General features: G+C 64.8%; 1 protein-coding gene (only partly in view). It reads right to left on the minus strand.

What is annotated here, in order from left to right; translation table 11 throughout:
• Positions 1–13,379, minus strand: partial view of an LEPR-XLL domain-containing protein gene (locus NFH97_RS01685; protein WP_349624284.1) — the final stretch only. 15,508 nt of this gene lie beyond the right edge of the window; only the last 13,379 of its 28,887 coding nucleotides appear in the window; its start codon lies beyond the right edge, outside the window; it ends in the stop codon at positions 1–3.

Consider the following 13,379-nt stretch of genomic DNA (forward strand, 5'->3'; position numbering starts at 1 on the left):
TCAAGACGTCTCCTCATCGTCATCCTTGCGCAGCCGACGCCATTGCTCGGCGGCCTGTTCACGTCGAAGCGTCTTGAGTCTATCGGTGTGGTCGGTGGACGACGTCATGGCTCGGGCGACACCCCAGCCAGCGCCGGCCAGCGCCGCTGCCAGGCCACCCAGTGCCGAACTGCCCATGGCACCTTGCTGTTCGGCAGGAACGGACGCATCTGCCTCGCTCGACACCTTGGGCGATACCTCGGTCGACGCCGGTGAGCCTGCCGCCTGTGGCGACTGGTCCAGGGTTGCGTCATCGACCGACGGTACCGCCTCGAGCGACTCACTACCCTCCGCAGCGTCTGGCGCCGTTGGCACGCTGCCGGCAGCCGGGGGAGCGGCGAACAGCGGCAAGCCGCTGATGATGCCACCGCGACTGTCATGGTGGGCCGCCCAACCAGCGACAACACCACGTAGATCCTCGAGTCCCTGACTCGGAGCCACCGCTGCCGGGCGGTTGTTCGAGACCATCGCCTCGCCCAGGGCGAACGCGGTGCGATCCATCCAGCTCCAGGCGGCCAGGCGGCCGCCTGGCTCCTGCTCACGGTAGAGGTTCTGCTGCGCACCGCGCACCAGATCCAGCTTGCCCTGAGCCAGGGTCACGATGGAGGTGACACGCTCGACCTCCGGCACACTCGTCGAACCGGCAGAGGCCACACTCAACCGTACTCGGCCATATTCGCCGATCAGGATGTCGAAGCCGTAGTCACCACCGAAGCCGTCGAAGCCGGCGCCGCCCATCGCCACATCGTGGCCCAGTCCGGTCAGGATGACGTCGTCGCTACCTTCGAAGTTGTCGATGGTCTCGATGGTGATCAGCCCTGGCACGCGAGTCACCCGAGCGAAATCGCCCATCAGAATATCGTTACCGGCACCGCCCTCGAGCGTGTCCTGGCCGCCGCCACCCAGCAGCACATCGCGATCGATGCCGCCAATCAGGTGATTGTCGCTGCGCAGGGCAATATTGCCGGTTTCCGCCAGGCGGTAACGGCCGGTGGTATCACTGAGAATGCGGCCGTCATCGGCGATGGCCACGGTCTCGCCGCCGGCGTTGACAAGGGTATCGGCGCCGACACCGCCAATCGCCTGATCCCGGCCCACTCCCAGCAGGATGACGTCATCCCCACCGGTGCCCTGGCGCCGATCGAGGCTCTTCACCTCCTGGCGAACACCATCTTGTGCGGTGATCGACCCATTGTCCCCAATGACCACGTTGTCGCCGCCAAGGGCACTGATGCGTTCACCACCAAACCCGCCGATGATCCAGTCATCACCTTTGCCGGTAGTGATGGTATCTATCCCGCCGATGGCGAAATGAAGGGACGCAAAGGACGTCACCACGCCATTGGCGTCGAACAGTACCTCGGCGTGATCACCCGCTACCTTGTCAGCACCAGCGGCGGAGGTGATGACATCGTCGCCTTCGGCGCCGATCACCAGGTTGCCGCCGCTGCCGACACTGACGCTATCCGCCGCGCCGTGACCGTGCGCCAACGAACGCGCGCTCACCAGATGTCCCGCTGCGTTCCACTCCAGGCGACCGAGGTCGGCAAGCACCGTGCTGGTCTGATCACCCGTGGTGATGGCATCGCTGCCCGCACCACCGACGATCTCATTGCGACCGGCATTGACGCCGATGCGATCCTGTCCCGCCACCGCCGATGCGGTACTGGTCATCGTCCTCAACACCGAGGTGTCGTCCCACTGGAGTCGCCCATTGTCACCGATCAACTGGTGACGACTGGTGGCCGAGGCGGCGGTGATCGAAATCCGATCATCGCCAGCGCCGCCGATGGCCGTGACCGAACCGGCATTCACCTCGAGGGTGTCGTCGCCGCCGATGGCAGTCGCACTGGAGGCGGCGCTCAACAACACTCCGCTGGCACTCTGGCGCAGAGAACCGTTATCGCCAAACAGCAGGTGACGGGCGTCGACCGATGCTGCGCTGATCTCGATGGTGTCCGCACCGGCACCGCCCACAGCGGTGACCGAACCCGACTCGACAGCCACACGATCGGCGCCGCCGACGTTGGGCGTCAGACTATCGCCGTTGACCAGAACGCCGACGTCGCTCCAGCTCAGGGTGCCGCGATCCGCCAGCACCACATGGCGCGCCCCGTCGCCAGCCTTGACGATCTCGATCAGGTCACTGCCCACCCCACCGATGACCACGGAGTGGCCACCGCTCAAGCGAATGCTGTCGTCCCCGCCGCGGGTATTCAGCATAGCCGCCGTCTCGCTGGCGGCAGTATCGGACGCCAGGCGGGAGGTCGCAATGACCAGGACACCCGCAGGGTTCCACTCAAGCAGACCATGGTCACCGATCGCCACGCTGGCACTGCGCTCAGGCGAGGCGACAGTCACGCTGTCATTGCCACCGGTGCTGAGGCTGTCACTGCCTTCTCCGCCAATCAGGACGTTGCGACCATCACCACCGTCAAGACGATCCGCTGCCCCATTGGCGCTTGGCAGCGTGACCAGTTCACGCACCTGGGTGCCCACCACGTCCAGCCGGACGTAGTCGCCCACCAGCAGGTCATCACCGCTGCGACCGCCGCTGGTCAAGCTGCCACCGTAAAGCACGTCAGACCCGCCCCCCCCCAGCAGCAAGTCATTGCCCTCGCCGCCGAACAGTCGGTCGCCTCCGTCGTGGATACTGTCCTTGAGCACCAGCGTGGCACCACTGGACAGATCGTTCACCACCTTTAAGGTAACCTTGGCGTTGTCACCGATCAGCCAGTCGGAAGCGCCGCCTCCGCTCAGGACGTCGTTGCCACTGCCACCGATCAACAGGTTGTCGCCACCGCTGACGCTCAAGCTGTCATCGCCGCCCGACGCCATGTCGACGCCTTCCACCGCGAGCACCCGCTGACTATCGAGCAGTCGCAGGCCCGCCTCTCCGGGGCGAGCCTCCAGCTGGATCACGCCGTGGTCCCCCAGCAGGATGTCGTTGCCTCCCCCAGTACTCAGCACGTCATCACCGGCTGTGAGGCTATCTCCGGTCGGATGGGCAATCGCTGCGGCGCTGGCATGCACCGTCATCACCGTATCGGCCAGACTGAGGCGTCGGGAAACATCCACGTCGATGCCACCATCACCGTACAGATGGTTGTTACCGCCCTTTTCATCACTCAGACGGTCATCGCCGGATCCACCAAACAGCTGGTCATCACCGAGGCCGCCAATCAGCGTATCCGCGCCGGCACCACCCACCAGCACCACGCCACCGATGGCCTGACTGGCGTCCAGCAGGTTATCACCGGCCTCCAGGAACGGCTGAGCCAGCAGCGTCGGCCGGCCGCCGACGGCGCTGTAGCGCTCGCCACTGCGAGAGGTATCGCCGAACACCACCAGCGGCATCTGCCACTGATAGCCACCGCTCACCCGGATGTGGTCATCACCGCCGCCACCGTGGACCACACTGAGCGGCATTTCACGAATCACACGGCCACTGCTGGCACTCACCACTCCGTCGAGCACCAGCGCCCCGGCGCTGGTGATGTCGCGAATCAACAGACGCTGTTCGCCGACCAGTACGCTGTCACCAGCACGGAAGCCATCGGCGTACCAGCTGCCGGCACTACGATTCAGCTGGGAAACACCCGCCACCGTCTGTGCCTGCCAGTCGCCGTCGAAGGCCACCGGATCGGCATCGATGGCAAGCTGATCATTGCCTGCGCCCAGCAGCGCCTCGAAGACCTCGACACCGTGGAAATGAACCCCTCGCTCGGTATCGATGGTACCGCCCACACCGTTGTCCTGGGACAGCATGCCTTCACCCATGCCGAGCCCGCCGATCCGCTCGGCACCGATGACACCGGACAGGTCGGCCACGCTGGCATCCACGTGCAGCACCAGGCTGTCGCTATCCTCATGCGCGGTGCCGGAGGTCTCGGCGGCCAGCGCGCTGACACCTTCAGAAGGCAGCATCAGCGGCACAGACGGCACCGGCGTATCGGCGACAGTGCCCCCTTCGACGATCAGCGGTCCCTGAATGTCGGACAGACGCCGTTCGGTGACAAACTGCATGCCCGCCTCGACCGGAGCCCGATATCGGGTCTCCGCCACCACCTCGACGGCCACCTTGTCGGCCCAGTTGCTGGCGTCGAACACCACCGCAGGTGTGGTGACGGAGGTCAGCGTCAGGCTGTCACCGACCCAGCTTCCCAGGGTATCGTCGGACATCAGGTGCAGCCTTCCCTGGGCATCGATGTGGTTGATCCGCAGACGCCCGGCAATGCTCGATCCCGAGCCATCTTCCAGGCTCAGGTAGCGCCCGGTCTGGGCCCCCAGCGATGCCCAGTCGCCACCTTCCAGGACCAGAATCGCCCCGGCTCCCTGCGCGGCCAGCACCGTCACGCTACGCTCACCGTCGAACAGGGTATCCAGCACGATGCGCCCACCCAGGGGGAACTCGGTCTGGCCATCGCTATTGAGATGGACCCTGACCTCAGCGCTCGGCGCCTTGGTCAGCCTCAGCGTGTAGCTGTCGCTGCCGCCCAGGGTCGAGACTCGGGTACCGCCATCCGACTGCTCCACCACCAGCCCAGCGCTGTCATCGTCGTGGACGCTGACGTCGACCTTGCTCGTGGCGCGCTCGGCAAACGAGCTGGCCTGCCCCAGATTGCTGGAGATATCGAAGCCCAGCTGGGCGTCGATCCGGTCTTCGATGTCGGTGTTGCCGAGCGCCTCCAGCACCAGCGTCTGGGGCTTGTCCCAGTTGGAGGCATCGAAGCTCAGGGTGGCGCCGTGCTTTGCCACCAGACGACCGCCGAAGGCCGACAGATCCACGCTGACCGTGATCACCTCACCGGACTGGGGCGCCACCGACAGGCGCACTTCGAGGCTGCCGGACTGAGCCGACGCACCCTCGCCTTCGATCACCTGGAGTCGATCCTGGGCCGTGGACACCACCACATCTCCGCGCGTCGCATCGAATACCGTGATCTCGGTATCGGCGATGGGCTGATCCAGCAGCGAGGCCAACGCCTGGGGCAACGGAGACGACGAGGGCGTCTCGACCTGGGCCAGATAGCTGATCGCCATCTGTCGAGTCCCTTCGGCCAGACCATCGGTCGGCGCCTTGACGAAGATCTGCTGGCGCGGTGACCAGCTACCCCCGGTGAACACGAAGTCCACGGTGATCGCCTGGGTAAACTCGCCCAGAGCGTCGAGTGACAGAAGCAGCGTCTCGGCCGACGCCGCGCCCGCCGCGTGACGGTCCTGAGTCGACGCCATGCTGGCAGACAGTGTCAGCGTCACCCTGGTGCCCTCGGCGATACCGGAGATCGGCAGGTTCGTCGACAGCCAGTAAGCGGCAGCGTCGCCGCCTTCCACCACCCGCGTCGCCCCACCGGGCTGCTCGACCAGGATGGCACCGTGCTCGGGGCTAGCCACCTGCACCGTCAGCGCCTCGGCCAGAAGATTTGCGTAGGCCTCGTCAGCGGACACCGTGCCATGGCCCACCAGACTGCTGGCACCCCTGGCGTCAATCGCCTTCACCTCGCCGCTGACGTCCCCCGCCACCTGGATCTGGTCACTGCCGAGACCACCGATGACCTCAGTCAGTACGCTTTCGCGGGTGCTCAGCACCTGAATCCGATCGTCTCCCGCTCCGGCCTCGACGCGCACACGCTCGAGATCGTCATGGGACAGATTGAGCCCAGCGCCAAACACGGCACCCGCGGTGATCACGAAGTTGTCCTCGGCGCTGCTGCCGAAGGCACTCAGACTGTCGTAGCCGTCTTCGCCATCAAGTGCCAGAGGCGCCTGGGTGGCGTAGACCTGATACTGATCGTTGCCCTGGCCCCCCAGCACGCTCATTGCCTGGCCGTTGCCTCGACTGACAAAGCCGTCGCCAGCCCGGGTCACCGCGATCTCGTCGCCCACGACGACGCCCGAGGCGTAGACGCCAGCGCTGGCCGTGCCTACAGGGTTCGGATGCTCGCCGTACTGCTGGCCAATCTCGAAGCGATCGTCGCCGCGACCTCCGTCCAGCGTCATCACGGTCGATGAGCCATCGACCACGAAGCGGTCGGCGCCATCGTGGCCATTGATGGTCACCCGGGCATTGATGCTGGCCCCCACATCGATACGCTCCACGGCGCTGCCAGCCTCGGCCAGACGCGCAACGAAGTTGTCGCGGACCAGGAACAGATCGCCCGTGGTAGACGCCGTCGTCCGGGCCCGGACCATACTGCCGTCATAGTTGTCGTAGCCACGACCTTCGATGAACAGGGAGTCCGCTCCGGCATTGCTGGCACCGCTGTCGAGAACGCGAATGCGGTAGTCGCCCTGATCCGCTTGGCGCGTGACAATCCGGTGCTCGTCGCTGCCGGAACCACCATCCAGGGTCAACAGCGCCTGGCGATCATTGAGCTCCACCACGGTCAGACGATCCTTGCCGCCGTCGCCGGCCACCAGCATAGCGCCCACCAGGGTATCGGCATGGATCAACATGTCGTCGTTGCCGCTGCCACCCCGGAAGCCCATGTTGTTGGTCACCGCGATATCGCCGTGCACATGCAGAATATCGTTGTCGTCTCCCAGATCGACGGCGATTGACCCTGCGCGATGCCGGCCATCGAAGAGCAGACGATCGTCTCCCGCCCGGGTCACCACCGTCAGGCTGTCGGCAAACTGCCATTGGCCCAGGAAGGACACCAGATCGTCGCCATCCCCGCTGTCTACCGACAAGGTGTCGGCCCGGTGATCGCCATTGAAGGTAACAGTATCGGTACCGGCACCGGAAGTGACCTTGGCCGCGGTGGTGACGGTCAGGTCTTCGGTCACGCCCAGGGTATTGGCGCCCTCGCCCATGGCGAGGGAGAGCGAGCCGGCCTGGATGCTGGCGTCGAAGGTGATGCGGTCATCGCCCTCTCTGGTCGTCACATCAAAGGCGTTGGTCACGCCCAGTGAGTTGTTGACGGACAGCACGTTATTCCCGGCGCCTAGCGCCAGACTCAGCGAGCCCGCCTGATGGGTGCCGTTGAAGGTGACGGTGTCCACACCCGATCCGGCGGTGACACTGGCCGCTGCGGTGACCGTCAAGTCTTCTGTCACGTCCAGGGCGTTGGCACCCTCGCCCATGGCGAGGGAGAGCGAGCCGGCCTGGATACTGGCGTCGAAGGTGATGCGGTCATCGCCTTCTTCGGTCGTCACATCGAAGGCGTTGGTGACCGTCAGGTTGTCTTTTACGGACAGCACGTTATCGCCGGCGCCCAGCGACAGACTCAGCGCGCCGGCCTGATGGGTGCCGTTGAAGGTGACGGTGTCGACGCCGGAGCCGGCGGTGACACTGCCCAGGCCGGTGACGGTCAGGTCTTGGGTCACGTCCAGGGTGTTGGCGCCCTCGCCCATGGCGATGGAGAGCGAGCCGGCCTGGATGCTGGCGTCGAAGGTGATGCGGTCATCGCCCTCTTTGTTCGTGACATCGAAGGCGTTGGTCACGCCAAGTGAGTTGTTGACAGTCAGGAAGTTATCGCCGGCGCCCAGCGACAGACTCAGCGCGCCGGCCTGGTGGGTGCCGTTGAAGGTGACGGTGTCGACGCCGGAGCCGGCGGTGACACTGGCCGCTGCGGTGACGGTAAGGTCTTGGGTCACGTCCAGGGTGTTGGCACCCTCGCCCATGGCGAGGGAGAGCGAGCCGGCCTGGATGCTGGCGTCGAAGGTGAAGCGGTCATCGCCCTCTTCGGTCGTGACATCAAAGGCGTTGGTTACCGTCAGGCTGTCTTTGACGCTCAGCACGTTATCGCCGGCTCCCAGCGACAGACTCAGCGAGCCCGCCTGATGGGTGCCGTTAAAGGTAACGGTGTCGACGCCGGTGCCAGCGATGACACTGGCCGCTGCGGTGACGGTGAGGTCCTCGGTCACGCCCAGGGTGTTGGCACCCTCGCCCATGGCGAGGGAGAGCGAGCCGGCCTGGATGCTGGCGTCAAAGGTGATGCGGTCATCGCCACCCGTGGTTTCGACATCGAAGGCGTTGGTCACGCCAAGTGAGTTGTTGACGCTCAGCACGTTATCGCCGGCGCCCAGCGACAGGTTCAGCGAGTCCGCCTGATGGCTGCCGTTGAAGGTGACGGTGTCGACACCGGAGCCGGCGGTGACACTGGCCAGACCATCGACGGTCAGGTCTTGGGTCACGTCCAGGGTGTTGGCGCCCTCGCCCATGGCGAGGGAGAGCGAGCCGGCCTGGATGCTGGCGTCGAAGGTGAAGCGGTCATCGCCTTCTTCGGTCGTCACACCAAAGGCGTTGGTCACCGTCAGGCTGTCTTTGACGCTCAGCACGTTATCGCCGGCGCCCAGCGCCAGGCTCAGCGCACCCGCCTGATGGGTGCCGTTAAAGGTAACGGTGTCGACGCCGGAGCCAGCGGTGACTTCAGCCAGACCATCGACGGTCAGGTCTTGGGTCACGTCCAGGGTGTTGGCGCCCTCGCCCATGGCGAGGGAGAGCGAGCCGGCCTGGATGCTGGCGTCGAAGGTGAAGCGGTCATCGCCTTCTTCGGTCGTCACACCAAAGGCGTTGGTCACCGTCAGGCTGTCTTTGAGGCTCAGGACGTTATCGCCGGCGCCCAGCGACAGACTCAGCGAGCCTGCCTGATGGGTGCCGTTGAAGGTGACGCTGTCCACACCAGCGCCAGCGGTGACACTGCCCAGGCCGGTGACGGTGAGGTCCTCGGTCACGTCCAGGGTGTTGGCGCCCTCGCCCATGACGATGGCGAGCGAGCCGGCCTGGATACTGGCGTCGAAGGTGATGCGGTCGTCGCCACCCGTGGTCTCGACATCGAAGGCGTTGGTCACGCCCAGTGAGTTGTTAACGCTCAGCACGTTATCGCCGGCGCCCAGCGCCAGGCTCAGCGAGCCCGCCTGGTGGGTGCCGTTGAAGGTGACGGTGTCCACACCAGAGCCGGCGGTGACACTGGCCGCTGCGGTAACGGTAAGGTCTCGAGTCACGTTCAGGGTGTTGGCGCCGTCGCCCATGGCGATGGAGAGCGAGCCGGCCTGGATGCTGGCGTCGAAGGTGATGCGGTCATCGCCCTCTTCGGTCGTGACATCAAAGGCGTCGGTCACGCCCAGTGAGTTGTTGACGCTCAGGACGTTATCGCCGGCGCCCAGCGACAGACTCAGCGCGCCGGCCTGATGGGTGCCGTTGAAGGTAACGGTGTCGACGCCTGCGTTGCCGTCGATTCTCAGGCTCACCGCCTTGACGTCGCCCTCGACAATGACGTGATTGTCACCATCGCCGCCGGCAATATTGAGTTGCTGGGTGATGTCTAGGCTACCCTGCTGGGTCAGCGCATCATTGCCGGCGCCCAGCGCCACGCTCATGCTGTCGGCTTTCAGGCTTGCACCCGCCGCGATCAGTACCGTCTGACGCTTGTCACCCCCTTCCAGAGTGATATCACCGGCAACCGTCCAGTCGCCACGCAGTTCGACCTTGGCCTCCGGCGTATCACGGAAGGTGGGCTGGTCTTCATCTGGCGTGTCGACCTTCATCACCACATGGCGCGCGGCCTTCACGATGATGTCGTTGGCCTTGAATAGCAGATCGTCGCCCGCGGTCATCAGGATGTCGCGACCGGCATCCAGCGTCACCCCTGCCTCGATGTGCAGGTAGTCTTCGTTGTCATTGGCGTCAGAGGTGTTTTCCCTGGCCGTCAGCACGATATCGCCATCAGCCGAAACGATATCCTCGGTCACCGTGATCGGACTGTTGGCGGTTATCTCGATATCGCCGGTGGCCGTCAGTCCCAGACCATGGATGGTCAGATGTCCGGTGTTGTTGAGGTAGACCTTGCCGTCGCGGGACTGGCCTTCCAGGGTACCGATACGGGAGGTCAGCACCTTGCTCTTGGTGCCCACGTCCTTGACCGCGATCAGACGTACCCCGGCGGTCAACAGGTTGAACGTCTCGTTGGCACCCAGGGCGCTGTAGATGGCGCCCTGCGAGAACACGAACGCCAGTGCATCGGTGGAGCCCGCCGGCCCCGCCTGCACGGTTCCCAGCCGCAGATCACCCTTCACCTCGCGCACGAACACGGAATCGGCGCTATCGATATCGACGCGCCCCGCGGTGTCATCGGTGACCAGCGCCAGCAGGCGATCGGCGGCGCCGACTCCGCCGAAGCCGGTCTCGAGCTGCAGCGTTTTCGCCTCGATGTCGCCGCGGAATTCATCGGTATGGGTCGCGAGGATGGAGTTGAGCGCGCTGAGTTCGACCCGCTCTCCCCCCTTGATATGGCCGACCCTGAGATTGCCATCCACCGCCGCCAGGTAGACGTCTTCGCCGGCATCGACGGTGACGACACCATCGCCGCGCGTGGCCAGCTCGATGGCGTTGGTCGCCTGGCCCACGCTGTCGCCGGCGATCAGGGTGATATTGTTGGCCAGCACCTTGAGCAGGTCGTGGTTCAGCCCGTCGATGATGCTGCCCGCGGCCTTCAGCCACAGATCGCCGCGCTCGGTGAACAGGGTCGAGATCGCCAGATCCCCCTCGATCTCGTGCAGCGAGATATCGCCCTGAGCGCGTGCGGTCAGGGTAGCGGCATCGGTCAGGGCCAGCTTGAGCGGTGCACTGGCGCCGGAACCGATCTGCCCGCTGGCCGCTTCCAGCACCAGATCCGAGGTGCGTATGACCAGGTCGGCACCGGAGGACGTGGCCGCCAGGATCGATCCGGACACCTTGACCCTGGCGTCCTGTCCGGCCACCAGCTTGGCTAGGCGAATATCGGTCTCCGACACCACGTAGGCCGAGTTGGCGGCGGTGATAAAGGTATCGCCTGCGTTTTCGATGGCGAAGTCATCGATCAGGTTGATCGAGATGTAGCGAATCAACTGCTCACCGCTACTGACCTGGGTCTGGGGGTCCAGCAACACCGTTGCCAGCTCCACCTGGGCGCCAAGCTCGCCGACCACCTCCAGCGCGGTGGACAGCTCCAGCGTGCCGCCGCTTATCGCGGTCACGGTGTAGTAGCGTCCATTCTCGGTCACATTGAGCGACTTGCCGGCAAGATCGACGGCCTCGCCCACCTTGAACACGCTGGTATCCCAACTCTGCCCGTCGGTGCGCACCAGCTTGACCGTGGTCACACCCTGGTCGCGCTGGATATCAAGGAAGTCCACCACGGCGCTATGTGGCGCCTGCTTGAGGTAGGTGACATCGGCCCGTTCGGCGGCGGACAGCAGTACCCGCTGCTCGTCGGAGAGCCCGGTCAGCCCACCTGACATGTCGAGCAGCTCGCGTCCGCGGGCCACACCGACACTGTCGCCGGCGATCAGGGTGATATCGCCCCCGGCAATCACGTTGGGTTCCTGAATCTCGGTGCGAGTATCGGTGGTTTCCTGCAACAGGCCCGCGCCGATCAGCGACAGCAGCTCCTGCTCGGTCCACACCTTGATGCTGCCGCGCACCTGCTCCTTCTCTGCCGCGCTAAGGGTGACCTTGAAGCTTGCGTCCTGGTACTCGGTCGCACTGCCGTAGACGTCATGCAGCTCGTGGTAGATATCGGTGCGATCGGACTCGATGCCCGTGAGGCGAGCCTCGATCTGGGCGTCGTCGAGACCCTGGTCGGCGAAACGCTGACGATAGGCGTCACGCTCCGCCTGGGACAGCCTGATCACCTGATCGCTGGCGTAGAACGCCACACGACGGTAGGTCAAGGTGTTGCCCTGGGCCACGCCAGCCCCGGAGGCCAGGATCAACCCTTCTGCGCTGAGGTCGGTCAGACTGTCGATGGTGAAGTAGCTGCCATCGGCCCGATAGAAACGATGCTCGACGCGGGCATCACCGGCGACGATGTCCGGCGCGCTGAGGCGCAGCTCGTCACGTACTTCCAGGGTGCCGCCGCTACCATCGCTGATCTGACGCACAAGACCGAGCAGGATGGCCCCGCTGTCGACGCTGAGCACACTGTAGCTGGTGCCATCGGCCAAGCCGCCGATCCAGTCATCGGAGGTTGCCTGGCGGTAGTTCCAGTAGGTGTTGTACTCCTGGGTCTTGCGGGTTGCCAGGTCGTCCTCGGCGTCCTGAATCTTCTGCTCGGCGGCGCTGCCGACCAGATTGAGCTGTGACCAGACGCCGTCACGCAATTGCTCCACCGTACGCTCATCGACCGTGGCGGCGTCATTGCGGTCGAGCAGATCCCCCGCGGCACGCACCCAGACATCGCCCAGGCGGCTTTCGACCCGTTCGATCCCCAGGTCCCCGCTGAGCTGATCGATGGCAATATCGCCACCGGCCAGGGCATTGAGGCGGCCATCGGCGTGCTGGGCCAGGGTCAGGGGTGCGGCCAAGGAGCCGATCGCATCGCCGGCCGCCAGACTCAGGTTGTTGCCCTTGACGTGGACACCGCCAAGGGCACTGCCCGCCTTGAGCGAGCCCTCGGCAGACAGGCTGACGTCGCCCCAACCGCTGTGGGCGCGTAGCACGATCAGGTCAGCGTTTTCGTGCGCCAGATTCAGCGGACCACGCTCGGTCACGGCGTCCACCGTCATGGTCATCGCCGCAGCGCCGCCAGCGCCCTCGATGGACAGGAGCTTCAACGCCGAACCGTCACCGATACCGTCCGCTGCGCGCAATACCACGCTGGCGCCGGAGACCCGCACATCACGGGTCGGGTCATTGTAGTGAAGAATCTGGCCATCGCTGTCGATGCGTGTCTCGCCGTTATAGTTGGCCAGATCCCCGAGCACCACCACGTCGCCCACCGAATCGATATTGATCGAACCCGTAGCCTGGCCGAAGAAGCTGATATCCACCGACTTGTTGGCGGCCACCGAGTGGGTGTGCAGGATCTGACTCGACTGTTCCTGGACGAACTTGGCGTAGTGGGTCTTCTTGCCATACCAGGTGCTGGTCGACCACTTGTCGACGAGCTGCGGATCGGTCCACTCGCTGGCGTTGACCTCGCTCTTGTTGTACTGATAACCGGTCTCGCTGCTGGTATAGAAGTAGGACAGCGAATCCTGCAGGCGCCCAGGCGATATCTCGGATTCGCCCCAGTTCAGGGTATCCGGGTCGGCGGCAAAGGCGTCGATTCCCGCCCAGGCGCTGGAGGCGGTCTGAGCATAACGCCGCTTGGAGCTGTCCTGGACCACGCTGAAGCCGTAGCGCACATCACTGTCCGGCGTATAGGTGTAGGTCTTGCCAGGATCGGCGAAGTCGTAGCGATACTCGGTCACCAGGGGATTGGTACTGGAGCCCTTGTACTTGTCGGCGATCCGTAGATAGCCCTCGCCATGACGGCTGACGTCGAGATCCCCCACCGCCAGGGTGTAGGAAGTGTTGTTGGTGATATTGATCGCACCATAGCCCCCCAGCACCTCAAGCTTGCCGTTGCCGGTAT

The organism is Halomonas sp. SCS19 (assembly GCF_040147015.1).
GTDB classification, from domain to species: domain Bacteria; phylum Pseudomonadota; class Gammaproteobacteria; order Pseudomonadales; family Halomonadaceae; genus Halomonas; species Halomonas litopenaei.